Genomic DNA, 23,534 nt, shown 5'->3' with positions numbered 1-23,534 from the left:
GAGGAGACGGGCGGGCCTACTGCGCGAGGTGCCACGCGTCGGGCAGCAGCGCGGACAGGGGGCGGACACCGTCCGCCGTGTCCACCAGGAGGCCGGGGCCGCCGTGCTCCATGAGGAGCTGGCGGCAGCGACCGCAGGGCGTGATGCGGTCGCCCGCGCCGTTGCAGCAGGTGAAGTGCGTCAGGCGTCCGCCGCCCGTGGCGTGCAGGGCGGAGACGAGGCCGCACTCGGCGCACAGGCCGAGGCCGTAGGAGGCGTTCTCGACGTTGCAGCCGGTGACGGTCCTGCCGTCGTCCACCAGGGCGGCGGCGCCCACCGGGTAGGAGGAGTACGGGGCGTACGCGCGGGACATCGCGTCCCGGGCGGCGGCGCGCAGGGCTTCCCAGTCGGTGCCGGTGTCTTTCACGGGCCGATTCTCCGTCATCCGCCCTGCCCCCGCCGGTACGAGCGGCCGACCGCGCGGGGTGTCCGCAAGCGTTGCGCGAAGAGCGTCAGGACCAGCAGCGTCGTGAGGTACGGGCTGGCGCTGACCAGTTCGAGCGGCATCTCGTCGGTCACCGCGTACCAGAGCACCAGCAGCACGGCCACGCCCGCGCCGACCGCCGCCTGGAGGCGCTTGCCGCGCGTCCACCACCAGACCGCGAGCGCGACCAGGGCCAGCGCGAACAGCAGCAGCGTCGCGTGCACCACCGCGCCGCCGCCGCGCGTCTGGAGCGCGTCCATGAAGCCGAACAGGCCCGCGCCCGTCGCGATGCCGCCGGGGCGCCAGTTGCCGAAGATCATGGTGGCGAGGCCCAGGTAGCCGCGGCCGCCGGTCTGCCCCTCCTGGTACATGCGGATGAGGACGGCGAGGTACGCGCCGCCGAGGCCCGCGAGACCGCCGGAGATGATCACGGCGGCGTACTTGTACGCGTAGACGTTGACGCCCAGCGACTCGGTGGCCTCGGGGTTCTCGCCGCAGGACCGCAGCCGCAGGCCGAACGAGGAGCGCCACAGCACGAACCACGTGGCCACGAACAGCGCGACCGCCAGCAGCGTCAGCCACGGCACGTTGTGCACCGCCGCGCCGAGGATGCCCGCCGCGTCCGACACCAGGAACCAGTGCTTGTCCGCCAGGTCGCCGAGCCAGTCGGAGACGCCGGGCACGGAGAACGGTTCGAGGCGCTCCATCTGCGGGGACTGCTTGTCGTTGCCGCCGTCCGCCGCCGCCTCGGCGGTGTTGAACATCTCCTTCGCGAGGAACTGCACGACGCCGAGCGCCAGGATGTTCATCGCCACACCGGAGACGATGTGGTCCACGCCGAACGTCACGGTCGCGACCGCGTGCACCAGGCCGCCGAGCGCGCCGCCGACGATCCCGGCGAGGACCGCGACCCACGGGCCCCAGTGCCAGCCCGCCCAGCCCGCCATCAGCAGGCCGAGCATCATCATGCCTTCGAGCCCGATGTTGATCACACCGGCGCGCTCGGCCCACAGCCCGGCGAGACCGGCGAGGCCGATGGGCACGGCGAACGTCATGGCGGCCGTCCACTGCGCGGTGGCCGTCAGGCTGTTCTCGTCCGTCACGACGCGGACCAGGGACAGCAGCACGAGCGCGCCCGCGAGCAGCAGCAGCACCTGCGGATAGCGCAGGCCGCGGCGCGCTTTCGGCGGCGCGGCGGCGTCCCGTGCGGCGGCGGGCGCCGGGCCGGTGTCGAGTTCGGTGGTCACGCGGACACCTCCGCCGGGTCCTGGTCCTTGTCCTTACGGGTACCGCGCGCGCGGGCGGCCAGCTCCTCGCCGACCATGCGCTGCTGCCTTCTGACGCCCCAGCGGCGCACCAGCTCGTAGGCGATCACCACGGACAGGACGATGACGCCCTGCATCACGCCGACGATCTCCTGCGCGTAGCCCTCGAACTCCAGCTGGGTGCCGGTGCGTTCGAGGAAGCACCACAGGAGGGCGGCCAGGCCCATGCCGACCGCGTTGTTCCGCCCGAGCAGGGCGATCGCGATGCCGGTGAAGCCCAGGCCCTCGGGGAAGTCGCTGCCGTAGCTGCCGGACTGGCCGAGCAGCGTCGGCATGCCGACCAGGCCCGCGATGGCGCCGGACAGCAGCATGGCCGTGACGACCGTGCGCCGTACGCTCACGCCGCTCGCCTCGGCGGCGGACTCGGAGCGGCCGACGGCCCGCAGGTCGAAGCCGAAGCGGGTCCTGCCGAGCACCAGCCAGTACGCGACGCCCGCCGCGATCGCCAGCACGAAGGTGCCGTTGATGGGCTGGACGCTCGTGCTGATCTCGAAGAAGTAGCTGGACTCCGGGATCTCCGGGGTGTTCAGGAGGTTGCCGTTGCGCTCGGCGAGCCGGCCCTCCTTGAAGAAGTAGCTGATCAGCGAGCCGCCGATGAAGTTCAGCATGATGGTCGTGATGACCTCGCTGACACCGCGCGTCGCCTTCAGCCAGCCCGCGATGCCCGCCCACACCCCGCCGCACACCATCGCGACGAGGATGATCAGCGGGATCTGCACGATGCCGGGCAGCGTCAGCGCGCCGCCGACCACGGCCGCGAAGAACGCGGCGACGCGGTACTGGCCGTCCACACCGATGTTGAACAGGTTCATCCGGAAGCCGACCGCGACGGCGACGGCCGCCAGGTAGTACGGGATCGCCTTGTTGATGATCCAGACCTGGCTGTCGCTCTTGCTGCCGAAGTCCGCCATCACCTGGTAGGCGCGGAACGGGTCGTCGCCCGTCGCCAGCAGCACCAGCGTCGTGATGACCAGGGCGGTCACCAGCGCCAGCACCGGGGCGGCGAGGCCGAGGACCAGCTTCTCCCGGCGTTCCGTGCCGCCGCGCCGCAGAAGGGTGTTCACCGGTCGCCCTCCTTCGGGGTCTCGGGGGCCGTGCGCCCGTCCGTACGCTCCGGGTCCGTACGCTCCGGCGCGGGCGCGCCCGGCTGCGCGGGGACGCCGTGCTCCAGGTGGCCGGACGCGGCGCCGGTCATGGCCGTGCCCAGTTCCTCGGGGGTGATCGTGGCCGGGTCGGCGTCGGCGACGAGCCGTCCCCGGTACATCACGCGGAGGGTGTCGGACAGGCCGATCAGCTCGTCCAGGTCGGCGGAGATCAGCAGGACGGCCAGGCCCTCGCGGCGCGCGCGGCGGATCTCGTCCCAGATCTGCGCCTGCGCGCCGACGTCCACGCCGCGCGTCGGGTGCGCGGCGATCAGGACCTTGGGGTGGTGGCTCATCTCGCGGCCGACGATCAGCTTCTGCTGGTTGCCGCCGGACAGCGAACCGGCCGTCACCTCAATGCCGGGCGTGCGGACGTCGTACTCCTCGACGATCCGGCGCGTGTCGGCGCGGGCGTCCGAGGCCGTCAGCCAGGCGCCCTTGCTGTTCGGCCGCTCGGTGACGTGCCCCAGCATGCGGTTCTCCCACAGCGGCGCGTCGAGCAGCAGGCCGTGGCGGTGGCGGTCCTCGGGGATGTAGCCGATCCCGGCGACGCGGCGGCGGCGGGTGGGGGCGTGCGAGATGTCGTCGCCGTCGAGCGCGATCCGGCCCGCGTCGGGGTCGCGGATGCCCATGACCGCCTCGACCAGCTCCGCCTGCCCGTTGCCCTCCACACCGGCGATGCCCAGGACCTCGCCGCGGTGGATGGTGAACGCGACGTCCGTCAGCAGGTCGCGCGCGGTGCCGTCCGCGTCGGTGCCGGTCAGGCGCAGGCCCTCGACGGTCAGCACCGGCTCGTCCGTGACGGTCGACTCGCGCGTCTCGGGGGTCGGGAGCTGGCTGCCGACCATGAGTTCGGCGAGCGCCCGGGGGTCGGTGTCCGCGGGCTTGACGGTCGCGACCGTCGTGCCGCGCCGGATGACGGTGATGTCGTCGGCGACGGAGAGGACCTCGCCGAGCTTGTGCGAGATGAACAGGACGGTGAGGCCCTCGGCGGTCAGCTCGCGCAGGTTGCCGAAGAGCGCGTCCACCTCCTGCGGCACGAGGACGGCGGTCGGCTCGTCGAGGATCAGCGTGCGGGCGCCGCGGTAGAGGACCTTGAGGATCTCGACGCGCTGGCGGTCGGCGACGCCGATGTCCTCGACCAGCACGTCCGGGCGGACCTGGAGGCCGTACGTGTCGGACAGCTCGTTGATGCGCGCGCGGGCGCGCGCGCCGATGCCGTACGCCTTCTCCGCGCCGAGGACGACGTTCTCCAGCACCGTGAGGTTGTCGGCGAGCATGAAGTGCTGGTGCACCATGCCGATGCCCCGGGCTATCGCGTCCGCCGGGGAGCGGAAGGAGACCTGCTCGCCGTCGATGGTGATGGTCCCCTCGTCCGGCCGCTGCAGCCCGTAGAGGATCTTCATCAGCGTGGACTTGCCGGCGCCGTTCTCGCCGACCAGGGCGTGCACGGTGCCGCGCGTGACGGTGATGTCGATGTCATGGTTCGCGACGACGCCGGGGAAGCGTTTCGTGATGCCGCGCAGTTCGACCGCGCTGCTGCTGGGGGCTGGGATGTCGCACTCTCCTCGGACGGGGACGTCGTCGGCCGGTCCTGCTCGTGTGGGACCGTACCGCGTCGGGGGTCCGGTGGTACCGGGTCGGGGGCCCGTTCACGCTCTACCCGCGTAGCGGTGCCGCCGGTCCCCCGCCTCCCGTGCGCGGGGCGCAGGGGCGGGGAATCCGGCGGCGGGGCCGCGGGCGTCGGTTACGGGGTCTCGCTCACCACGATGTCGCCGTTGACGATGCCGTCGGTCGCGGCCTGGATCTCCTCGGCGATGTCGTCGATGAAGCCGCCCGAGGTGGACAGCGAGACGCCGCCCTCGGCGAGGGTGTACGCGTGCGTGCCCGAGGGGGCCTCGCCCTCGTTCACCGACTCGATGAGGTCGTAGACCGCGACGTCCACGCTCTTCACCATCGAGGTGAGGATGTGGTCCTGGTAGTCCGCCAGGCCCGGCTGCACGTAGGCGTCCGAGTCCACGCCGATCGCCCAGGCGCCGTCCACGCCGGCCACGGTCTCGATCGAGCCGACACCGGAGCCGCCGGCGGCGGTGTAGATGACGTCCACGCCGTCGGCGAGCATCGCGCTGGCGTTCTCGGCGGCGCGCGCCGGGTCGTTGTAGCCACGGTCGTCGTCGTCGTAGAGGTAGCGGACGTCCACGTCGATGTCGGGGTTGGTCGCCTCGGCGCCCTGGACGAACCCGGCCTCGAACTTCTGGATCAACGGGTTCGGCATGGCGCCGATGAAGCCGATCTGGCCGCTCTCGGACTTGAGGGCGGCGGCGACACCGGCGAGGTACGAGCCCTCGTGCTCGGCGAACGTCATGCCGTACGCGTTCTCGGCCTCGGGGGCGGCGTCCACGATGCCGAAGGTGGTGTCGGGGAACTCCGCGGCGACCTCTTCGAGGGCCGGGGCGTAGAGGTAGCCGACGCCGATGACCGGGTTGTAGCCGGCCTGCGCCATGGCGGTCAGGCGCTGCACGCGGTCGTCGTGGGTGTCGTCGTTCCCGGCCGTCTGGTACTCGACCTGGAGGCCCAGCTCTTCCTCGGCCTGGTCGCCCGCGCGGGCCGCCGCCTCGTTGAACGAGTGGTCGTCACGGCCGCCGACGTCGAAGGCGATGCCGACGGTGCCCTGTTCGGTGCCGTTGCTCTCGCCATCGTTGCTGTTGGAGTCGGTGGAGCTCTCACCGCAGGCGGTGGCGGCGAGGGCGAGGACGGCGGTGACGGCGATCGTGGCCGAAAGCCTTGATACGCGGCGCAAGAGGACGTTCCCTTCGGTCGAAAGCGCCTCCTACGGCGCCGTTGCGCCAGATCGTAACGCGCGTAGATCCAGGGGGAAGAGGAGAGCTCCTCCCGTTATCAGATCGGTGCTGACGAAATACGTCCGCAACATGGCGCTCCGGCGTACATCAGCCCAGGAGCGCCGCCGTCGCGAGGAGGTCCACGCCGACCGCGATGGCGTCCTCGTCCACGTCGAAATCGCCTTGGTGAATGTCCTTGGCGGCCGGACGCGGGAGCCCGGGGACCGCCGGGGGGCGGACGCCGAGGCGCGCCATGGCGCCCGGGACGTGTTCGAGGTACCAGGAGAAGTCCTCGCCGCCGAGGCTCTGTTCGGTCTCCTCGACGGTCTCCGCGCCGAAGCGGACCGTCATCGCCTCGGCGAGCAGGGCGGTGGACGCGGCGTCGTTGACGACCGGCGGGACGCCGCGGATGTACTGGATCTCCGACTTGGCGCGGTACAGCGCCGCCACCTCGTCCACGGCGGCGTGCACCAGGTCGGGCGCCGCGCGCCAGGCGGCCAGGTCGAGGCAGCGCATGGTGCCGGACAGGTGGGCGGTCTGCGGGATGACGTTGGGCGCGTGGCCGGTGGTCAGCCGTCCCCAGGTGACGGCCATCCCGGCGCGGGTGTCCACGCGGCGGGCGAGCAGCGCGGGGACCTCGGTGGCGACCTTGGCGGCGGCGGTGACGAGGTCGGTCGTCAGGTGGGGGCGGGCGGTGTGGCCGCCGGGCCCGGCGAGGGTGACCTCGATGCGGTCGCAGGCGGACGTGATCGCGCCGACGCGCACGCCGAGGCGCCCCGCGTCCACCTTGGGGTCGCAGTGCAGCGCGAGGATGCGCTCGACGCCGTCGAGCACGCCGGCCTCGATGGCGTCCTGCGCGCCGCCCGGCAGGACCTCCTCGGCGGGCTGGAAGAGCAGCCGCACCGGACGCGTCAGGCGCCCCGCCGCCGCTGCCTCGGCCAGCACGAGACCGGCGCCGAGGACGACGGTGGTGTGCACGTCGTGGCCGCAGGCGTGGGCGCGGTCGGGCACGGTGGAGCGCCACGGGACGGTCTTGGTGTCGGGGATGGGCAGCGCGTCGAGGTCGGCGCGCAGCGCGAGGAGCGGTCCGTCCTGCCCGGGGGCCCGTACGTCGCAGATCAGCCCGGTCCCGCCGTCGAGCACGCGCGGGGCGAGGCCCGCGCGTGTGAGGCGCGCCGCGACGGCGGCGGTGGTGCGGACCTCCTGGTTGCCCAGCTCCGGGTGCATGTGCAGGTCGCGGCGGAACGCGATCAGCTCGGCACGCAGGCGGTCGTCCAGGGGCGGGATCGGTGCGGACTCCGGGGACAGCAGATCACTCACGTGATCGAGATTAACGCCGATCGGCCCGCAAGTACCCGGTGATCATGGAAAGTTCATACGACGGACTTAGTGCCCGGCCGCATAAGGCCGAGAACGACTGGGTATGACTGCTTTTTTTGTGTACTTCGCGCTCGCGCCGCGCCGGGCGGGCAGATTCACCCGGTGTAGCGGGTGGCGAGCCGGGGGCTCTGGCCGCCGAAGGCGGCGAGGTCGGCGGCGAACACGTCCAGGAGGAGCCCGTAGTCCTCGACGCCGGGGGCGCTCACGGTCTCGCCGAGTTCGAGCCCGCGCAGGGCGCCGGTGACGAGGTCGTCGGCGCTCATGCGCGGGACCGCGCTCAGGTCCATGCCCTGCACGGAGTGGAACTCGGTCGCCACCACGCCGGGGCAGACGACGCCGACCCTGACGCCGGAGCCCTCGACCTCGGCGGCCAGGGCCTGGGTCATGGCGACGAGGTAGGCGAGCGTGCCCGCGTAGACGGCGCGGCGGGGCATCACGCTCTTGTCGGCGGGGCCGGAGAAGGCGATCATCCCGGCGACATTGAGGATGGTGCCGCGGCCGCGCCGCAGCATGGGGCCGATGGCGGCGCGCATGAGCTGTGTGGGCGCGAGGACCTTCACGTCGACGAGTTCACGGGCCTTGTCGGCGGGCAGGTCGGCCAGCGGCATGTAGTGGGCGACACCGGCGTTGTTGACCAGCATGTCCAGCGGTTCGCGGGCGCAGATCCCCGCGAGGGTGTCGATGCCGTCGCCGGTGGACAGGTCGGCGGTGACGGGGCGGACGTCGGTCCCGGGGTGCTCGGCGGCGAACGCGGCGAGGCGCTCCTGGCGGCGGCCCACGACGATCAGGTCGTAGCCGTCGCGGGCGAGGCGTTCCGCGAACGCCCTGCCGATCCCCGAGGTGGCGCCGGTGACGAGGGCGAGCTTGCTCATGCGGGGGTCCTTCCGGGAGCACCGTTCCGGCGGGCGGGCGGGGGACGCGCGTCCGGTCCTTCACCCGTCCAGCATGTGCACTTCCCCGGCCGTCGGCCAGCGGACGGCCGGCGGGCGGTCACCCGGAGGCGGGCGGGAAGGCGACGCGGGCGATGTCGGCGGGGACGGGCGGCGGCAGCGCGCGGCGCGGGACGGCGTCCGCCCGGAACGCGTCGAGCAGGTAGCCGACGAGCCGCTTCGACGCGGCGCCCGCCGCGCCCGTTCCGCCCGGCACGTGGGCGACCACACCGCCGTTGGCCATCAGGACGAGGGCCAGGTCGTCGAACGCGAAGTCGGCGCGCAGCCGCCCCGACGCCTTCGCGCGGTGGACGAGCCGCGCGAAGCCCTCCATGCCCTGCCGCAGCTTGTCCCCGACGGCGGGTCCCTCGGGGAGCTGTCCGACGAAGGCGGCGCTGAAACCGTGGTCCGCCGCCTGCATGGCGGCGAGTCCCTCCACCGCGGTGCACAGCCCATGCCAGGGGTCGGGGTCCTCCAGGGCGCTCTCGACGAGGGCCGCGCACTGGGCGAACTGCTCGGCGAACACCTCGGCGATCAGCTCCTGCCGGGTGGGGAAGCGCCGGTAGAGCGTGGCCATGCCGACCCCGGCCTCGCGCGCGATCGCCGCCATGGGCACGTCGATGCCGCGCGCCGCCAGCAGCCGCCGGGCCGCGCCGAGAATCCGCCGCCGGTTCTCCCGGGCGTCGGCGCGCAGCGGCGGGGAGATCCGGGAGCCCTCCGCCGCCTCTTCTTCCCACTTCTCGTCCATCCGGACAGCCCTTTCCGTTTGCCGCCTACGATAGCCATATCCACTCCATCGGCACATTCCGGGTGATAACGGAAGGCCGTGTCCGCGCACCACTCCCAGGAAAGAAGGAGAACAGCCATGCCCACCGCAGTCGTCATCGGAGCCGGGCCGGGCCTCGGCCTCGCGATGGCCCGCCGCCTCGTACGGGCGGGGTACCGGGTCGCCCTGCTCTCCCGGCAGCCGGGGCGCCACCTCGACGCCCTGCGCGCGGCGGAGGGACCGGATGTCGATGCCGCCGCGTTCGCGGCCGACGTGCGGGACCCGGCCGCCCTGGACCGGGCGCTGGACGAGGTGGTGCGGGAACTCGGCGCCGTCGACTTCGTCTACTACGGCCCGTCGCCGCACGGTGTGGGCGAGGCGCAGGCGCCGCTCGACCAGGTCACCGGGTCCGATGTGGAGGCCGCGCTCACGCTGGTCGGCCCGGCCGCCGATGTGGTGGCGAAGGTGCTGCCCGGGATGCGGGAGCGCGGACGGGGCGCGTTCCTGTTCACGAGCGCCGTCAGCGCCGTCGTGCCCGTCCCGGCGCTCGGCGCGATGACGGTCCCCGCGGCCGCCGCGCGCACCTACGCCGTGACGCTCAACGCCGCGCTCGCCCCGGACGGGATCTACGCCGGGGTGCTGCTCGTCGGCGGCCTGATCGAGGGCAGCGACATCCACGCGGCGATGGCCTCGGCGGGCGGGGCCGACCCCGCCTACCTGCTCGACCCGGAGCAGGTCGCGGACGCCGGTCTGCGCCTCACGCGGCGGCGCAAGGCCCCGGAGGCCCTCGTCATGCCAGGCCGCTCGGGCTGGGGGCTGACCCTGCTGCTGATCGCCCGCCTCCTGCGCGTGCCGAAGCCGCGCCTGGGCGCACGGAAGACACGGACGGCGGGGCAGGCGGGGCAGGCGGAGAAGGCGGGGCGGGCCGCGTGAAGGCGATCGGATTCCACACCCCCGGAGGACCCGGCGTCCTCACCGTGCTGGACCTCCCCACGCCGCAGGCAGGACCGGGCGAGGTACGCGTCCGGGTCGACGCCGCGGCCGTCAATCCTGCCGACACGCTCGTCCGCGCGGGCGACGTGGACCTCAGCGCCATGCCCGGGCCGTACGTCCCCGGCATGGACGTCGCCGGAGTCGTCGATCAGGCGGGCGGCGGAAGCGGCTTCGCGGTGGGCGACGCCGTGATGGCCGTCGTCGTCCCCGACCGGCCCCACAACGGCGGGTACGCGCAGTACGTCGTCGTCCCGGCCGGTCAGGTGACCAGGGCCCCGCGGAACGTGGGCCCGTTCGAGGCGGCGACCGTGCCGATGAACGGCCTCACCGCCCTGCGGGCCCTGCGCGTGCTGGAGGTGGGCGCGGGATCGGCCGTCGCGGTCACCGGCTCGGCGGGCGCGTTCGGCGGCTTCTTCCTCCAGCTCGGCCTGGCGGCCGGGGCCCGCGTCGTCGCGGACGCGGGCGAGGCGGACGAGGCGCTGGTGCGCGGTCTGGGAGCCGAGCTGGTCGCCCGGCGCGGCCCGGGGTGGGCGGCCGGCGTGCGCGACCTGGTGCCCGGCGGTGTCGGGGCGCTGGCCGACGGCGCCCTGCTCGGCCCGGCGGCGCTGGACGCGATCGCCGACGACGGCGCCTACGCCGCCCTGCGCGCCCCCGGCGAGCGCGGCACGGCGCCGATGCCCCGGCCCGCGCCGCGCGGCATCGCGTACCGGCACGTCGCCTTCCACGAGACCCCGGACGTGCCCGGCGGCCTCCGCGCGCTGGCCGACGCCGTCGAGGCCGGGCGCCTCACCCCGCGCGTCGCCGAGGTGATCGGCCCCGCCGACCTGGCCCGTGCCCACGCCGCCGTGGAGGCCGGCGGGGTCAGGGGGCGGTTCGTCGTGGACCTCGGGTGACGGGCCGCGGGGGTCAGGGGCAGGCGGGGAGGGATGTCAGGCCGTGGGTGCCCAGGGCGGTGTTCGTCACGTCGGCCAGGAAGCCGGAGGCGCGGTCCGTCACGCCGTCCGTGTACCAGCGGGGGTCTATGCCGCAGACGACGACCTCGCTGCCCGTCCCCGCCAGCACGCGCGGCAGGGTGTGCACGACGGTGGAGGGGAAGCTGAGGACGCGGCTGCCGATCGGGCCGCGCCTGGCGACCAGTTCGAGCGGCAGGTCGGGGCGGACGATCTCGACGCCCGCCTCGGCGGTGAGCCGCGCCAGCTTGTCGCGGCTCTCCTTGCGGTGCGCGAAGTAACGGGTCACGCCCTGCCCGGCGGCGAGCCCGGCGACGGCCGCGACATAGCGGTCCTCGTCCAGGACGCCCGTCTCGACCAGCGAGGTGCCGACCAGGTCCGCGCCGCCGGTCAGCCGGGGCGGTCCGAAGGCCGACCGCGTCCAGGCGAACGTGTTGTCCGTGACGGTGGCGCCCTCCAGCGGCGGCACCGTCATGGCGGTGAACACCTCGACCCGCCGCCCCGGCACCGGCCGCAGCCGCCGCACGGCGCGCCGCGCCACCGGCGAGAACAGCAGCGCCGCCGCCCCCTGCGCGCGCGGCCGGTGCCAGCGCACCAGCCGTTCGCCCCTGGCCAGCTGGGCGGTGAACTCCATGGTGGCCGTGCCGTCGTCCACGACGACGATGTCGCTGTCCCCCGCCATCGACAGCAGCAGCTGCAGGTAACGGGAGAACGGGTCGCCGACGACGAGCCGCCGCGCCCTGCGCAGCGGGCCCGCCAGGGTGGCGAGCGTCTTCGACGGCGCGACGGCCCCGCCCCGCGCCTCCCGCCACAGCACGCGGTGCCCCGCGTCCCCTGCCAGCTGCGCCATGCGGCGCAGCTGGCCCCGGGTCGTGGGGTCGTGGGGCGGGAGGATCGCGATCGTGACGCCGCTGCCGGGGGGCAGCGAGGCGTGTGCCCACTCCACCGTGTTGAGCAGTTGCACCGGGCTCTCGGCGAACGCCAGGGTCTGCTCGGGCTGGTCACTCATGCGGTCTCTCCCGTCCCCTTCTCCCCAGGTCTCCCCGGGTCTCCCCGGCTTGTCCGGTGCGGCTCAGGCGTTCGCCGGTTCGCGCTCCGCCTGGTCGGCGACGACGCCCTGGACGCGGCGCAGCTTCTTCATCGGGCCCAGCTCGCTGTCGTAGACCTTCTTGACGCCGTCGCCCAGCGACTCCTGGATGATCCGGATGTCGCGCACCAGCCGCTGGAGGCCCTGCGGCTCGACGGACGCGGCCTGGTCGGAGCCCCACATGGCGCGGTCGAGGGTGATGTGCCGCTCGACGAAGACGGCGCCGAGCGCGACGGCGGCCAGCGTCGTCTGGAGGCCCGTCTCGTGGCCGGAGTAGCCGATCGGGACGTTCGGGTACTCGGCCTGGAGCGTGTGGATGACGCGGAGGTTCAGCTCCTCGGCCTTGGCCGGGTAGGTGCTGGTCGCGTGGCAGAGCAGGATGTTCTCGCTGCCGAGGACCTCGACGGCGTGCCGGATCTGCTTCGGCGTGGACATGCCCGTGGAGAGGATGACGGCGCGGCCGGTGGCGCGCAGGGCGCGCAGCAGCTCGTCGTCGGTCAGGGAGGCGGAGGCCACCTTGTGGGCGGGCACGTCGAACTGCTCAAGGAACGCGACGGCCTCGGTGTCCCACGGCGACGCGAACCAGTGGATGCCGCGCTTGGCGCAGTACGCGTCGATCGCGCGGTAGTCGTCCTCGCCGAACTCGACGCGGTGCCGGTAGTCGATGTACGTCATCCGGCCCCAGGGGGTGTCGCGTTCGATGTCCCACTGGTCGCGCGGGGTGCAGATCTCCGGCGTGCGCTTCTGGAACTTCACGGCGTCGCAGCCCGCCTCGACGGCGGCGTCGATGAGCGCGAAGGCGTTCTCCAGGTCCCCGTTGTGGTTGATGCCGATCTCGCCCGTGACGTAGACGGGGCGGCCGGGACCCACGACGCGGTCGCCGAAGCTGCGCAGGCGGTCGTTGCCTGAGGTCATGATGAGGTCAGTTCCTTTCCGAGAATCCACGAGGCGATCTCGCGGATCGCGCCGGCGCCACCGGCCGCGGAGGTCACCGCGCGGGCGGCTCCGCGTACCACGTCGTGGGCGCTGGCGACGGCGACCGGCCAGCCGACGAGGCCGAAGCACGGCAGGTCGTTCACGTCGTTGCCGGCGTAGAGCACGCGTTCCGGGGCGATGCCCTGCTCCTCGCACCACTGCTTGAGGGCGAGGTCCTTGCGGTCGATGCCGTGCAGGACGGGGATGCGCAGCTTGCGCGCCCGCGCGGCCACGACCGGGTTCTGCTCCGTGGACAGGATCAGCAGCGGCAGGCCGGCGCGGCGCAGGGCCGCGATGCCGAGGCCGTCGCCGCGGTGCACGGAGACGAGTTCGCGTCCTTCGGAGTCGACCAGCACCCGGTCGTCGGTCTGGGTGCCGTCGAAGTCGAGGACGACCGCGTCGATGTCGGCGCGGGTCGGCAGGTAGCCGGGGAACGGCCCGGCGGGCAGCTCGGGGGCGCCGCCGTCGAGGAGGGGGACGAGCGCGCGGGCGCGGGCGAGGTCGTGCGGGTCGTCGATCTCCAGCACGCGGGCCGGGTCGGTGCGCACGAGTTCGGTGCGGCCGAAGAAGCGGTGGCGCGCGGCGCGGAAGCCGTCGGCGCGCATCGCGTAGGCGGCGCCGGTCTCCAGCAGGTCCTGCGGGCGGTCCTGGCGGCGGGGGCGTACGGCCTTGTCGTGGTTGACGCCGTGGGCGCCGCCGTTCTCGCCGCGCTCGCCGTCGCGCCAGACGAAGCCGTGGAACGGGGCGGCCGTCAGCGCGCTGTCGGCGCCGCCGAGCACGGCGGCGGCCACGCCGTCCAGTTCGCCGTGGGTGACGAAGGGGCTGGTGCACTGGACGAGGAGGACCGCGTCCAGGGCGGCGCCGTGCCGTTCCTCGTACACGTCCATGGCGTGCAGGACGGCGGCCTCGCTCGTGGCGGTGTCACCGGCGATGGCGGGCGGGCGTTCGATCAGCTCGGCTCCGGCGGCCTGCGCCGCCGCGGCTATGTCCGGGTCGTCGGTGGAGACGACGACGGACGTCACCAGGCGCGCGGCGCGGCAGGCCCGTACCGCGCGGACGACGAGGGGGGCGTCGCCGACCGGTGCCAGGTTCTTGCCCGGCACGCCCTTGGAACCCCCGCGTGCGGGGATCACTGCCAGCACGGTGCTCATACGCGATGCCTTTGCGGTCGGTGTGTGGTGCGGGGGCTGGTGACGGGGTGGCGGCGGGGCGCGGTCACAGCTGCCCCCAGCGCCGGATCATCGGGGCCACGCGCTGGGCGCCCGCGCGGTAGGCGCCGCGCGCGGTGCGGCGCAGGAGGCGCCGGGACGCGGCGCGTACGCCGGTGGTCTGCGCCGCCGCCTGGTGGCCGCCCTGCGGCTCGCCCTTGATGTCGAGGCCGTGCCGGGCGAGGGCGCCGGGGAGGTAGCCGGGGGCCGTGCGGACCGTGTAGTACGGGTCGAGCGGCGCGAGTCCGGTCTCCTCGGCGGCCTGGCCCAGCAGCCCGGTGAGGCGTGCGCGGGCGCCGGCGAAGGCGTTCCCGGTCGGGACGCCCAGGCCCTGGCCGGCCAGCCAGTCGCGGTCGGGCACGGGGACGGCGCCGCCGTCCAGCTCGTCCCAGGACGCGAAGCAGCCGGAGCCGATGAAGTAGTGGTTGCCGAGCTGCTCGCGGATGCCGAGGTCGGTGAGGACGGCGGTCGGGATCCCGCGGTGCAGCGATTCGAGCGCGGCGGTCGAACTGACCGTCACCAGCAGGTCGGTGCCGTCCAGGACCTCGCCCATGTTGCCGTAGGCGAGCGAGAAGTTGGGGGGCTGCTCGCCCCTGGTCCGCTCCGCGAGCCGCTGGTAGGGCAGCTCCTCCAGGTGCGTCGTGTGCTCGCCCGGCCTGCTGCGCAGCTTGAGGACGACCTCGCGCGCCGGGTGGCGGCGGGCGTGCTCCATCGCGCGTTCCAGCAGGTAGGCGCGGTCCGCGCGGCTCGACGGCACGGACGGCTGGACGGCGAAGACGACGCGGTGGGGGCGGTCGCCGCGCGCCACCGCCTCCGGGTCGTACGGGGCGCCGTCGAGGAACGGCAGCGCGCACTCGGTGACGGCCGACCCGTCGGCGCCCACGCCCCGGAAGAGGTCGCGGAAGCGGCGCGCGTCGTACGGGCTGTTGGCGAGGATCAGATCGGCGCCGTGGCGCGCGAGCAGTCCGCTGGCCAGGTTCTCGTAGACCACGCCCACGTAGCCGGTGACGACGGCGGTGCGGCGCACGCTCCCGTGCCACGTGCGGGCGAGGCCGTGCAGCATGGCCTGCACCGTGTTGCCGACGCAGGCGAGGACGAGGGCGTCGTACGGCGGGTCCTCGGGCGTGCGGCGGCGGGCCAGCTCGGAGAGGAACGCGGCGGCGGTGATCTCGGCCGGCGCGTCCAGATCGGTACCGGTCTCCGCCAGCTGCCGTTCCGTGGGCGTCGCCCGGCCGCGCAGCACGTAGCCGGTGACGGATGACTCGGGGGCTATCCGGCGCGCCGTGAGCGCGCCCCATTTCCACCTGGTGTCGGAATCCGCCAGCACGGCCACGCGGAGTGGCGTGGGGGATGAATCGGGCACGGATGGAACCGTAGGCGCCGTGTCCTAGTGTCGGGCCAACTCAGTCACAACAACGAGTTAACAGCGCGACACCTGGTGGCCAACTCGACCGCCCGGAATTGGATTTCCCCTGCTCACCACCCCTGGTTCACCGCGGGGAAGCCCACCGGAAACGGGGCGTTCACCTATCGGGGGAAAAGGCTGCGGAAAAAGTGAACGGGAAAGCGGGAGAAGGTTTCCCGGCCGCCCGGAAGTGGGGTGGATCACCCGGCGGCAATTCCGCGTTCACTTTCGCCGGGCCGTTCACCCCGCCGTTCATCGGACGCCGCGCGCGGGCGTGGCGGAGAAGGCGGGGGAAGGAAGGGAAAAGGGTGCGCGGGCGGCGCGGTTTCCCGCCCCGCCCGCGCGTGGGGCCCTCTGAGGTACGGGGGGGACCTCGGAGTGCGCCCGCCGAGCCGATGACCAGTCGGCTCGTTCCTTACTGCGCCGTAGCTTCCGAAATCGTTACACCGTGCCGGTCGCGCGCCCGCGCCGCCTACACGGCGGCCGTGACGCCGCTGTCGGGGCCGAAGCGCTCCAGGTGCTGCGCGAGCCTGCGCAGCCCCCGGTGGTTGGCGGTGCGCACGGCGCCGGGCCGCGAACCGAGCAGCGCGGCGGCCCGGTTGGCGTCCATCCCGATCATCGTGCGCAGCATCACCGCGCCCGCCTGCTCCTGCGGCAGTTCGGCGACGAGCCGGAGGACCCGGCTGGTGCCCAGGGCGGCGATGGCCTCCTCGGCGGTGTCGGCGGACGACGGCAGGTGGGCGAGGTCGTCCTCGTCCGCCCGCGTCTCCTGCGGCCGCCTGCCGCGCGCCCGTAAGTGGTCGAGCGCCCGGTTGCGGGCGATGCGGGCCGTCCAGCCGCGGAAGCGGTCGGCGTCGCCGCTGAACCGCCCGAGGTCGCGCGATATCTGGAGCCAGGCCTCGGCCGTGACGTCCTCGGCGTCCGGCTCGGCCACGATCGTCCGCACATAGCCGAGCAGACGCGGATGCACGGCCCGGTAGACGGCGCGGAACGCCTCCTCGTCCCCCGCCTTGGCAGCGTGCACCGCCGCGGTCAACTCGCTGTTCTCGCCGCGCACTCCCGGCCCCCTCCGCGGCCCTCACACCGCATACCGCCTCGGTCTGGTGACAGTGTGTCTCCCGTGCCTGAACGCTACGCGGCGCGGCGCCCTGAGTCCATGGCGCATCCGGCCGTATCCGCTCGGTAACAGTTACGGGCCGCGCGGCGCTGAGAGAGGTACGGGCCCGGACCTCGACCGTTCGCGCCCGGTGACAGCCGGGGTCTCTCCTGTGGGGGGTGGCGGCCCCGGCTGTTCCGCGCCTCCGCGTGGCGCGACGGGGTGGCCGGGGGTCCCTTCTGCTAGGACGCCGCCGCCGCCGCGAAGGCGTCCACGCCCGTGAGGCGTGCCGACAGCGCCCACAGGCGCGCGGCCTCGGCGGGGTCGGTCGCGTGCGCGTGCACGCCGCCTTCCGCGCCCTCGCCGGCCGGCCCGGCGATGTCGCAGTCCTCGCAGTACACGCCGCCCATGCCCGCCAGCCGCGGGGACGTCGCCGCCCACACCTGCGTCGCCGCGCCCTGCTCCGGCGTCTTGAAGCTGGGGTCCGCCAGGTCGCCCGCCTCGTCGATCCAGCCCGCCGCGACCATGTCGGCCTTCGCGAGGTGGCGCTGGAGCGGGGTGAGGATGGCGCCCGGGTGCAGCGCGAACGCCCTGACCCCGGCGTCGCGGCCGAGCGCGTCGAGGTGCACGGCGAACAGCACGTTCGCCGTCTTCGCCTGCCCGTACGCCTGCCACCTGTCGTAGCCGCGCTCGAAGTGCACGTCGTCCCAGCGCATGCCGGTGATGCCGTGGGCGCCGGAGGAGACGGAGACCACGCGCGCGCCGCCGCGGGCGATGGCGGGCCACAGGTGGTTGACCAGCGCGTGGTGGCCGAGGTGGTTGGTGGCGAACTGCGCCTCCCAGCCCGGGCCGACGCGGGTCTCGGGGCAGGCCATGATCCCGGCGTTGTTGATCACGATGTCGACCGTGGGGTGAGCGCGCAGGAACCGTTCGGCGAAGGAGCGGACGCTCGCGAGGTCGGCCAGGTCGAGCGCGTCGGTCTCGACGCCCGGGATGCCGTCGAGCGCGTCCCGGGCGGCCGCGGGGCGCCGGGCGGGGACGACGACGCGGGCCCCGGCGGCGGCCAGGGCGCGGGTCGTCTCCAGGCCGAGGCCCGAGTAGCCGCCGGTGACGAGCGCGGTGCGGCCGGACAGGTCGATGCCGCTCAGGACGTCGTCCGCGGTGCTCCGGGCACCGAAGCCGGAACCGATCGCGTGCTGGGGTGTTGTCATGGCGGAGACGCTAGAACTTCGACCGCGGTCTAGAGCAAGCCGGACTCGCGGCCCCGGGAGACGTACGGATACCGGACCGGTCAGTCCAGTGCGGCGAGGGCGAGCTTCGCGGCGGCCCGCAGGCGCCCGGCGTCCGGGGCGGCGCGCGCGATGACGCGTACGCCCTGCATCACCACGAGCAGGAACCGTGCGATCTCGTGCGGGTCCTTGCCGGCGGGCAGCTCGCCCTGCGCCTGGGCGCGCAGCAGGGAGGAGACGAGCGCCGTCTCCACGACGCTCCAGCCCACCTCGACCTGGCGGGCCACCTCGGGGTCGCGCGGGGACAGCTCGACCGCCGCGTTCACCACGAGGCAGCCGCGGCGGGCCGGGTCGGTCATGGCCTCGGTGACCCAGCTCTCCACGAAGGCGCGCACGGCGGGCAGGGCGGGCCCCGGCTGCGCGAGCGCGGTGACGAAGCCCGCCTCGCTGCCCCGCAGGTACCGGCGCATCGCGGCCAGGTAGAGGTCGTGCTTGCTGCCGAACGTGGCGTAGAGGCTGGCGCGGGCGATCCCGAGGTGCTCGACCAGATCGGCCATCGACGTCGCCTCGTACCCCCGCTCCCAGAACAGGTCCATCGCGCGCTGGAGCACCACGTCGGGGTCGAATTCCTTGGTCCTGGCCACGCCCCGAGCGTAACAAGGAACCAGACCGTTCAATCCAGAAAGCCTCCCCCCGGCCGCGCGGTACGTTGGCTGGTCTCCCACGCATGGAAAGGGGCAGGGATGCCCGTCACCTCCCGCGAGGCGCGCAAGGATCTGCTCTCCCTGATCAGGAGGGTCAACGAGGACCGCGAGACGGTGGAGATCGTCTCGCGGCACGGGAACGCCGTCCTGATGTCGGCGGACGACCACGCCGCCCTGCGCGAGGGCGCGTACCTGTTCCGTTCCCCGGCGAACGCGCGCCGCCTGCTCGCGGCGTACGCGCACGCGCTGTCCCGCCGGGACCCCACCGGGCGGGAGCCGATCGACCCCGGCGCCGCGTGAGACCCCGCGGGACCGCGTTCGCGTTCTGGCCGGTGGGGGCTACTCCTGGTGGACGGTGAGCAGGTCGCCGAAGCCCAGGCGGGTGACGAACTCGCGCTGTGCCTCCCGCATCACGTCGTTGACGTGCTCGACGCCCGCCCGCGAGAAGTCCACGACGCTGCGCGCCGGCTTGCGTCCGGCGGGGAGTGCCAGGACGCGGGCGACCTCCTCGGCGACGGCCGCCGGGTCCGCGTCGTCCCCCGGGTCGAACAGGCCCTCGGTGGCGGCCTCGTTGCGCGCGACCAGGCCGTCCAGCCCGGCGTACTGCCCGGTCACGGCGTCGTCCCCGGCGCGTCCCGCGTTCGGGAAGTGCTCGGTGCCCTGGGTGAAGGGGCCCGGCATCACGATCACGGTCTCGATGCCGAAGTGGTGGGCCTCGTACGCCGTGACCTGCGCCAGCGCGTCGAAGGCGGACTTGGAGGCCACGTAGGGCCCGAGGAAGGGCGGGACGACGACGGTGGTGGTGCTGCCGATGTAGAGGAGGGTGCCGGTGCGGCGGGCGCGCATGTGCGGCAGGACGGCGCGGTTGACGCGCTGGGCGCCGAGCACGTTGACGTCGAAGAGGTGCGCGATGTCCTCGGGGGTGAACGCCTCGGTGTAACCGACCAGCAGATGCGCCGCGTTGTGCACGACGGCGTCGAGCGCGCCGGACCGGTCGAGCACGGTCCGCACCGCCGCGTCGGCGGACTCCTGGGACTGGACGTCGAGTTCGAGGACGTGCAGGTCGTGTCCGGCGGTCTGGGCGCGCAGGTCCTCGGCGCGGGCGGCGTTGCGGCCGTCCGGGTCGCGCATCGTCGCGTGGACGGTGTGGCCCGCGCGGGCGAGCGCGAGGGCGGTCAGGCGTCCGATGCCGGTCGCGGCACCGGTGATGAGCACGGTGGACATGGTCCTTCTTCCTCTCCTGGGTCGTGCCGGTGTTCCCTGGGCAGCGGAAGTGTCGTGCGGGGCGCGGTGGCCGTCAGGCGAGGCCGCCGTTGGTGAAGAGCGTCTGGCCGTTGACCCAGCGGGCGGGTCCGGCGAGGAACGCGACGGTCTCGGCGATGTCCTCGGGGCGGCCGAGGCGTTCGAGGGGCGCGGCCTTGGCGAGGGTCTCGACGGTCCGCTCGTCCTTGCCGTCGAGGAAGAGCGGCGTCGCGGTGGGGCCCGGGGCGACGGTGTTGACGGTGATGTCCCGGCCGCGCAGTTCGCGGGCGAGGACGAGGGTGAGCGCCTCGACGGCGGCCTTGGTCGCCACGTACGGGCCGTAGCCGGGGAGTTGGGTGCGGGTGACGGAGGTGGAGAAGTTGATGACCGCCCCGCCCTCGCGGACCCGGCGGGCGGCCGCCCGGGACACGACGAACGTGCCGCGCAGGTTGGTCCGCACGATGCGGTCGAACTGGTCGAGGCCGTACTCCGCGATCGGCCCGAGTGCCATGATCCCGGCGGTGTTCACGACCACGTCGAGGCCGCCGAAGGCCCGCTCGGTCTCGTCGAAGAGGGCTTCGACGGCGGTCTCGTCGGCCACGTCGGCGCCGACGGCGATCGCCCGGCCGCCCCGTTCGGCGATCTCGGCGACGAGGGCGTCGGCCGCGGCCTTGTTGCCGGAATAGTGGACCGCGACGGCGTACCCGTCGGCCGCGAGGCGCCGCACGGCGGCCTTGCCTATGCCGCCGGAGCCGCCGGTGACGAGGGCGACGCGGGTGTTGTTCTGCGTGGTCATCTCATGCTCCTTCGCTTGGTCGGGTGGTCGGTCGGCGCCGCTGGACCCGTTCGAGCCATTCGTCCAGCAGCGCGGCCTCGCCGGGCGTGAACGCGTCCGACGTGCCCAGGTGGGCCCGCAGCGTGGTCGCCGCCACGCCCGCCGCCTCCTCCGGGGCGGGGCCCTCGGCATCCACGAGCACCGCGCGCAGGGCCGCGTCACGGGCGGCCGTGGAGGCGGACGGGTCCGGGTACGACTGCGGGCGCAGGATCAGGCCGAGCGCGAGACCGCTGTTGGCGGCCATCACGAAACGGGCCGCGTCCGCCGGGGGGACGCGCAGCCGCCCCTGGGCGGCGAGGCGGTCCATGATCCCGGTCAGCAGTCCCATCGCCTCCGCGGCGGCCGCGGGGGTCGCGGTCAGGGAGCTGCCGAACAGCAGCCGGTAGGCGTGGGGATGGGACAGCGCGAACGCGGTGTGGCTGTCCCAGCCCCGCCGCAGGTCGTCCAGCGGGTCGGGCGACGGCGTCGCGGCGCGCTTCATGTCCAGGTACTCCGCCCAGACCTTGTCGACCACGGCGGCCAGCAGCCCGTCCTTGTCGCCGAACAGCCGGTACAGCACCGGCTGTCCCACGCCCGCGGCCTCGCACACCGCCCGCGTCGACACGTCCCCTGACGGCGAGGCGGCGAGCAGCTCGGCCGCCCGGTCCAGAATCACTGCTCTCGTATCCACGTAAGCAACGGTAACAGCGAGACCGTATCGATGCAAACAGCTACAGTGAATCAGTGATACGGATGACGTACCCGCAGGTCAGGGGATCAGCAGGAGCTTCCCGGTGGTGGCGCGCGACGCGATGTCCGCGTGCGCCCTCGCCGCCTCCGCCAGCGGGTACCGGCCGCCGACGCGGACGGTCAGCCCGCCGCCCGCGACGAGCGCGAACAACTCTGCCGCGCGCGCCGCGAACTCCCCGGGGGTGCGGATGTAGTCCTCGGTGACGCCGTACGTGAGGCGGGTGCTGCGCGGGATCTCGTTCATCGCGAGGGTCGGCACCTCGCCGATCAGCGGCCCGTAGAACACCAGCGTGCCGTGCGTGCGCAGCACGTCGAGCGACGCGGCGAACGTCGACGCGCCCGCCCCGTCGAACACCACGTGCACGCCCTCGCCGCCCGTCAGTTCGCGCACCCGCCCGGCGAACGCACCGCCCGTGGACACCAGGACGTGGTCGGCACCGGCCTCCGCGGCGGACGCGGCCTTCTCCGGCCGCGACACCAGGCCGATGACCGTAGCCCCGCGCGCTTTGGCGAGCTGCGTGAGCAGCATGCCCACTCCCCCGGCGGCGGCGTGCACGAGTGCCGTCTCCCCCGGCCGCACCGGGTGGGACACGGTGGCGAAGTGCCGCGCGGTCAGGCCCTGGAGCAGCACGGCCGCGGCCGTCTCGTCGTCCACGGCGTCGGGCACGGGGACGACCTTGCCCACGGGGAGCACGATCCGCTCGGCGTAGCCGCCATGGGTGTCGATCGTCAGCCACGCGACGCGGTCCCCCGGCGCGAGGCCGCGCACCCCCTCGCCCGTCTCCGCCACCACTCCGGCGCCTTCCGCGCCCGGGACCCCGGCCAGCGCCCCGGCCCGTACGGCGGTGTCGAAGAAGTTCACCCCCGCCGCGCGGACGTCCACCAGCACCTCCCCCGGGCCAGGACGCGGCACCGGCCGCTCACGCAGCCGCAACACCTCGGGTCCGCCCGGTCGTTCGATCTCGATCGCTCTCATGGCGCCGAAGCTAGGCAGCGGAAAATGGACCCGCAAGTACAATCCGTCGCATGGCCACCAGGAAAGGCGCCGAGACCCGCCTGCGCATCGTCGAGGCCGCCGCGGCCGAGATCCGTGAACGCGGCACGACCGCCACGACGTTGGACGACATCTGCCGCCGCAGCGGCACCGGCAAGGGGCAGCTGTTCCACTACTTCCCGGAAGGCCGTGAGCAACTGCTGCTCGCCGTGGCCGAGTCGGAGGCCAGGCGCGTCTTCGAGGACCAGCAGCCGTACCTGGGCGAACTCACGTCGCGCGCGGCCTGGGAGGCGTGGCGCGACCTGGTGGTCGGCCTCTACCGCGACCAGGGGCAGCACTGCCCGCTCGGCGTGCTGATCTCCGACGTGGGCCGCTACAGCCCGGCCGCCCAGGCGGTGTCGGCGCAGCTGGTGCGGCGGTGGCAGGAGTGCGTGCGCGCCGGTGTCGAGGCCACGCAGGCGGCCGGCGAGGCGGACCCGGCGCTCGACCCCGACCGTACGGCGGCGGCGGTGGTCGCGGCCGTGCAGGGCGGCGTCACCGTCCTGCTCTCCACCGGCTCGGCGGAACACCTGGAGGCCGCGCTGAACCTGTGCCTGGACCACCTGCTCGTGCCACCGGCCGCCGCCCGCGGGTGAGCCCGCTCCGCCCCTCCCGTGCCGCCGCGTGACGTGGACGTCGCCGCCTGGATCACACGGAACGCGTAGCCGCCGCGCCGTCGGGCCGCGTCCTCCTCAGCCGCCGGGCGGCGTTGCGCACGCCGAGGGCGACGGCCGCGCCGAGGCAGGCCAGGGAGAGGAGCGCGAGGGCGACGAGTGCGGGGTTCACCCAGGACGGCACGAGGTCCACGTCAGCGCTGCACCTCGCGTGCACCGGGAACAGCCGTCCGGACTCGCGGTAGTGCGCGCTGTTCCACTCGTCGTCGAACCGGACGCCGTGCCCGTACTCGCAGGCCTCCGCAAGGTCCAGGCCGCCGGCCGCGACCGCGACAAACCACAGGGTCGCGGTGTTGAGGAGTGTGACGAAGCCCACGACGGCCAGTGAGGAGGGCTGCCAGAGGCCCTTCTTCCGCTGCCGGCCGCGCACCAGCAGCACGACGGCCACGCACACGACCGTGGTCGGTATCCAGACCAGCACGACCCCCAGCGCTGAAACCCCCATGGCCCCCCTCATCCCGTCCGGCGGGGTGATCAGTATGGACGGGCGCCCGGCGGCCCCGGCCGTTGCCCCTTTCGGGTGAAGCCG

At 73.8% G+C, this 23,534-nt stretch carries 24 protein-coding genes; 4 read left to right on the top strand and 20 right to left on the bottom strand.

The genetic code is table 11. The features are described from left to right. Positions 1 to 16: 16 nt before the first annotated feature. The 8 genes from ACIBPC_RS28550 to ACIBPC_RS28515 form a co-directional block, all read right to left on the bottom strand. The gene (locus ACIBPC_RS28550; protein WP_398848610.1) at positions 17 to 424 is read right to left on the bottom strand and encodes a cytidine deaminase; all 408 of its coding nucleotides are present in this window, start codon (positions 422 to 424) and stop codon (positions 17 to 19) included. Then, positions 421 to 1,710: an ABC transporter permease gene (locus tag ACIBPC_RS28545; RefSeq protein ID WP_362968362.1), complete on the bottom strand. Its 1,290-nt coding sequence runs from the start codon at positions 1,708 to 1,710 to the stop codon at positions 421 to 423. Before ACIBPC_RS28545 ends, ACIBPC_RS28550 begins: the two co-directional genes overlap by 4 nt. Then, entirely contained in the window at positions 1,707 to 2,852 is a 1,146-nt protein-coding gene (locus tag ACIBPC_RS28540; protein WP_362968361.1) for an ABC transporter permease, read from the bottom strand. Before ACIBPC_RS28540 ends, ACIBPC_RS28545 begins: the two co-directional genes overlap by 4 nt. After that, on the bottom strand, positions 2,849 to 4,486 hold the full coding sequence (locus ACIBPC_RS28535; RefSeq protein WP_398848737.1) for an ABC transporter ATP-binding protein: 1,638 nt from the start codon (positions 4,484 to 4,486) through the stop codon (positions 2,849 to 2,851). Before ACIBPC_RS28535 ends, ACIBPC_RS28540 begins: the two co-directional genes overlap by 4 nt. 191 nt (positions 4,487 to 4,677) lie before the next feature. After that, complete coding sequence (locus tag ACIBPC_RS28530; RefSeq protein WP_362968360.1) at positions 4,678 to 5,730, bottom strand: BMP family ABC transporter substrate-binding protein; 1,053 nt, start codon at positions 5,728 to 5,730, stop codon at positions 4,678 to 4,680. A 148-nt stretch (positions 5,731 to 5,878) separates the two neighbouring features. Further along, on the bottom strand, positions 5,879 to 7,090 hold the full coding sequence (locus ACIBPC_RS28525; RefSeq protein WP_398848609.1) for an amidohydrolase: 1,212 nt from the start codon (positions 7,088 to 7,090) through the stop codon (positions 5,879 to 5,881). A gap of 155 nt (positions 7,091 to 7,245) precedes the next feature. Beyond that, positions 7,246 to 8,022 (bottom strand): SDR family NAD(P)-dependent oxidoreductase, encoded by a 777-nt coding sequence (locus tag ACIBPC_RS28520; protein WP_398848607.1) that lies wholly within the window; start codon positions 8,020 to 8,022, stop codon positions 7,246 to 7,248. A gap of 118 nt (positions 8,023 to 8,140) precedes the next feature. Further along, a complete protein-coding gene (locus ACIBPC_RS28515) occupies positions 8,141 to 8,827 on the bottom strand; it encodes a TetR/AcrR family transcriptional regulator (RefSeq protein ID WP_398848605.1) in 687 nt (228 codons plus the stop codon). A gap of 117 nt (positions 8,828 to 8,944) precedes the next feature. Here ACIBPC_RS28515 and ACIBPC_RS28510 point away from each other — a divergent pair, with 117 nt between their 5' ends. Continuing rightward, a complete protein-coding gene (locus tag ACIBPC_RS28510; RefSeq protein WP_398848603.1) occupies positions 8,945 to 9,778 on the top strand; it encodes an SDR family NAD(P)-dependent oxidoreductase in 834 nt (277 codons plus the stop codon). After that, a complete protein-coding gene (locus ACIBPC_RS28505; protein WP_398848602.1) occupies positions 9,775 to 10,731 on the top strand; it encodes a zinc-binding alcohol dehydrogenase family protein in 957 nt (318 codons plus the stop codon). The genes ACIBPC_RS28510 and ACIBPC_RS28505 overlap by 4 nt, the downstream gene beginning before the upstream one ends. Before the next feature lie 13 nt (positions 10,732 to 10,744). On the opposite strand, the gene ACIBPC_RS28500 is transcribed toward ACIBPC_RS28505, so the two are convergent. The 7 genes from ACIBPC_RS28500 to ACIBPC_RS28470 all read right to left on the bottom strand — a co-directional run bounded on the left by ACIBPC_RS28500 (position 10,745) and on the right by ACIBPC_RS28470 (position 18,432). Continuing rightward, positions 10,745 to 11,797, bottom strand: a complete 1,053-nt coding sequence (locus ACIBPC_RS28500; protein WP_398848600.1) for a hypothetical protein — start codon at positions 11,795 to 11,797, stop codon at positions 10,745 to 10,747. Positions 11,798 to 11,860: 63 nt separating this feature from the next. Beyond that, entirely contained in the window at positions 11,861 to 12,790 is a 930-nt protein-coding gene (locus ACIBPC_RS28495; protein ID WP_362968353.1) for an N-acetylneuraminate synthase family protein, read from the bottom strand. Next, positions 12,787 to 14,001, bottom strand: coding sequence for a cytidylyltransferase domain-containing protein (locus ACIBPC_RS28490; RefSeq protein WP_398848598.1), 1,215 nt, complete (start codon positions 13,999 to 14,001; stop codon positions 12,787 to 12,789). The genes ACIBPC_RS28495 and ACIBPC_RS28490 overlap by 4 nt, the downstream gene beginning before the upstream one ends. Before the next feature lie 64 nt (positions 14,002 to 14,065). Further along, positions 14,066 to 15,421: a DUF6716 putative glycosyltransferase gene (locus ACIBPC_RS28485; protein ID WP_398848596.1), complete on the bottom strand. Its 1,356-nt coding sequence runs from the start codon at positions 15,419 to 15,421 to the stop codon at positions 14,066 to 14,068. 514 nt (positions 15,422 to 15,935) lie between these two features. Next, positions 15,936 to 16,520 carry an RNA polymerase sigma factor gene (locus ACIBPC_RS28480; protein ID WP_362968350.1) on the bottom strand — a complete coding sequence of 195 codons (585 nt, stop codon included), beginning with the start codon at positions 16,518 to 16,520 and terminating at the stop codon, positions 15,936 to 15,938. A 281-nt stretch (positions 16,521 to 16,801) separates the two neighbouring features. Continuing rightward, complete coding sequence (locus ACIBPC_RS28475; RefSeq protein ID WP_398848594.1) at positions 16,802 to 17,770, bottom strand: SDR family NAD(P)-dependent oxidoreductase; 969 nt, start codon at positions 17,768 to 17,770, stop codon at positions 16,802 to 16,804. 80 nt (positions 17,771 to 17,850) lie between these two features. Continuing rightward, positions 17,851 to 18,432 carry a TetR/AcrR family transcriptional regulator gene (locus ACIBPC_RS28470; RefSeq protein WP_398848592.1) on the bottom strand — a complete coding sequence of 194 codons (582 nt, stop codon included), beginning with the start codon at positions 18,430 to 18,432 and terminating at the stop codon, positions 17,851 to 17,853. A 99-nt stretch (positions 18,433 to 18,531) separates the two neighbouring features. On the opposite strand from ACIBPC_RS28470, the gene ACIBPC_RS28465 reads away from it, so the two are divergent. Continuing rightward, positions 18,532 to 18,792 carry a type II toxin-antitoxin system Phd/YefM family antitoxin gene (locus tag ACIBPC_RS28465; protein WP_398848590.1) on the top strand — a complete coding sequence of 87 codons (261 nt, stop codon included), beginning with the start codon at positions 18,532 to 18,534 and terminating at the stop codon, positions 18,790 to 18,792. Positions 18,793 to 18,831: 39 nt separating this feature from the next. On the opposite strand, the gene ACIBPC_RS28460 is transcribed toward ACIBPC_RS28465, so the two are convergent. The 4 genes from ACIBPC_RS28460 to ACIBPC_RS28445 form a co-directional block, all read right to left on the bottom strand. Further along, on the bottom strand, positions 18,832 to 19,716 hold the full coding sequence (locus ACIBPC_RS28460) for an SDR family oxidoreductase (protein WP_398848588.1): 885 nt from the start codon (positions 19,714 to 19,716) through the stop codon (positions 18,832 to 18,834). A gap of 73 nt (positions 19,717 to 19,789) precedes the next feature. After that, positions 19,790 to 20,530: an SDR family oxidoreductase gene (locus ACIBPC_RS28455; RefSeq protein WP_398848586.1), complete on the bottom strand. Its 741-nt coding sequence runs from the start codon at positions 20,528 to 20,530 to the stop codon at positions 19,790 to 19,792. Position 20,531: 1 nt separating this feature from the next. Beyond that, entirely contained in the window at positions 20,532 to 21,239 is a 708-nt protein-coding gene (locus ACIBPC_RS28450; RefSeq protein ID WP_398848584.1) for a TetR/AcrR family transcriptional regulator, read from the bottom strand. 78 nt (positions 21,240 to 21,317) lie between these two features. Further along, positions 21,318 to 22,274, bottom strand: coding sequence for a quinone oxidoreductase family protein (locus ACIBPC_RS28445; RefSeq protein WP_398848582.1), 957 nt, complete (start codon positions 22,272 to 22,274; stop codon positions 21,318 to 21,320). Between the two features lie 50 nt (positions 22,275 to 22,324). Between ACIBPC_RS28445 and ACIBPC_RS28440 the strand changes: the two genes are divergently transcribed. Beyond that, the gene (locus tag ACIBPC_RS28440) at positions 22,325 to 22,927 is read left to right on the top strand and encodes a TetR/AcrR family transcriptional regulator (protein WP_362964133.1); all 603 of its coding nucleotides are present in this window, start codon (positions 22,325 to 22,327) and stop codon (positions 22,925 to 22,927) included. A 52-nt stretch (positions 22,928 to 22,979) separates the two neighbouring features. Here the strand turns inward: ACIBPC_RS28440 and ACIBPC_RS28435 are convergent, their stop codons facing one another. Further along, on the bottom strand, positions 22,980 to 23,450 hold the full coding sequence (locus ACIBPC_RS28435; RefSeq protein WP_398848580.1) for a hypothetical protein: 471 nt from the start codon (positions 23,448 to 23,450) through the stop codon (positions 22,980 to 22,982). Positions 23,451 to 23,534: the final 84 nt, after the last annotated feature.

It is taken from the genome of Streptomyces sp. NPDC049879 (assembly GCF_044461265.1).
Classification (GTDB): Bacteria; Actinomycetota; Actinomycetes; order Streptomycetales; family Streptomycetaceae; genus Streptomyces.
This window is presented reverse-complemented; position numbering and strand designations above follow the sequence as displayed.

Coding starts and splice junctions, on each gene's coding strand:
- ACIBPC_RS28550 (WP_398848610.1), bottom strand. CDS start 424: ATGACGGAGAATCGGCCCGTGAAAGACACCGGCACCGACTGGGAAGCC.
- ACIBPC_RS28475 (WP_398848594.1), bottom strand. CDS start 17,770: ATGACAACACCCCAGCACGCGATCGGTTCCGGCTTCGGTGCCCGGAGC.
- ACIBPC_RS28490 (WP_398848598.1), bottom strand. CDS start 14,001: ATGAGCACCGTGCTGGCAGTGATCCCCGCACGCGGGGGTTCCAAGGGC.
- ACIBPC_RS28445 (WP_398848582.1), bottom strand. CDS start 22,274: ATGAGAGCGATCGAGATCGAACGACCGGGCGGACCCGAGGTGTTGCGG.
- ACIBPC_RS28435 (WP_398848580.1), bottom strand. CDS start 23,450: ATGGGGGTTTCAGCGCTGGGGGTCGTGCTGGTCTGGATACCGACCACG.
- ACIBPC_RS28455 (WP_398848586.1), bottom strand. CDS start 20,530: ATGACCACGCAGAACAACACCCGCGTCGCCCTCGTCACCGGCGGCTCC.
- ACIBPC_RS28520 (WP_398848607.1), bottom strand. CDS start 8,022: ATGAGCAAGCTCGCCCTCGTCACCGGCGCCACCTCGGGGATCGGCAGG.
- ACIBPC_RS28460 (WP_398848588.1), bottom strand. CDS start 19,716: ATGTCCACCGTGCTCATCACCGGTGCCGCGACCGGCATCGGACGCCTG.
- ACIBPC_RS28465 (WP_398848590.1), top strand. CDS start 18,532: ATGCCCGTCACCTCCCGCGAGGCGCGCAAGGATCTGCTCTCCCTGATC.
- ACIBPC_RS28440 (WP_362964133.1), top strand. CDS start 22,325: ATGGCCACCAGGAAAGGCGCCGAGACCCGCCTGCGCATCGTCGAGGCC.
- ACIBPC_RS28510 (WP_398848603.1), top strand. CDS start 8,945: ATGCCCACCGCAGTCGTCATCGGAGCCGGGCCGGGCCTCGGCCTCGCG.
- ACIBPC_RS28500 (WP_398848600.1), bottom strand. CDS start 11,797: ATGAGTGACCAGCCCGAGCAGACCCTGGCGTTCGCCGAGAGCCCGGTG.
- ACIBPC_RS28515 (WP_398848605.1), bottom strand. CDS start 8,827: ATGGACGAGAAGTGGGAAGAAGAGGCGGCGGAGGGCTCCCGGATCTCC.
- ACIBPC_RS28495 (WP_362968353.1), bottom strand. CDS start 12,790: ATGACCTCAGGCAACGACCGCCTGCGCAGCTTCGGCGACCGCGTCGTG.